This window comes from Polaribacter sp. 20A6 (assembly GCF_011378915.1).
In the GTDB taxonomy this organism is placed as follows: Bacteria; Bacteroidota; Bacteroidia; order Flavobacteriales; family Flavobacteriaceae; genus Polaribacter; species Polaribacter sejongensis.
In genome coordinates this window covers 1-590 of record NZ_WTPZ01000104.1, presented here as the reverse complement: position 1 = coordinate 590, position 590 = coordinate 1, and the positions used below count along the sequence as shown (strand labels likewise).

At 39.5% G+C, this 590-nt stretch carries 1 pseudogene; it reads right to left on the bottom strand.

The window, feature by feature from the left end:
* Window positions 1-227 precede the first annotated feature (227 nt).
* Window positions 228-590, bottom strand: a pseudogene (locus GQS57_RS18560) (DNA topoisomerase IV subunit B); the annotation flags it as partial.

The following is a 590-nucleotide window of genomic DNA, read 5'->3' as shown; positions in this document are numbered from 1 at the left end:
AAATAGTGATCAAGCTGCTCGTAAAGAGCTTCTTCACTAATGACGTTAGGATCTTCATTGTCAGACATCAAATTGCATTCCACTTTATTACTGGTTTTCTAAGTGTAACCTGTCTTTAACAGATTTGCTGATGAAACCTCTAATTTTGATAAACAGAATACCGCAAGAAAAAAAGCCATTCTATTCAAAGTAAAAAAGTGTATTCATCAGCGATACGCGTTTAAAAATTAGCCTTCAATAATCGCTAGATTGCCATAAGTCTCTAGCCAATGCTTACGATCCCCAGCACGCTTTTTAGCAAGTAACTTATCCAATAATTCATCTGTACCGGATGGGTCTTCCATGGTCAACTGAATCAAACGTCGAGTATCTCGCGCCATGGTTGTTTCTCGTAGTTGCGATGGATTCATTTCACCCAATCCTTTGAATCGTTGAACGTTGGGCGTACCACGTTTCTTTTCCACTGCCATTTTATGCAAAATAATGTCTTTTTCTTCATCATCCAAGGCATAAGACACTTCCTTACCCAAATCAATACGATACAACGGCGGCATAGCAACAAACACATGCCCCGCCATAACCAGACTTGA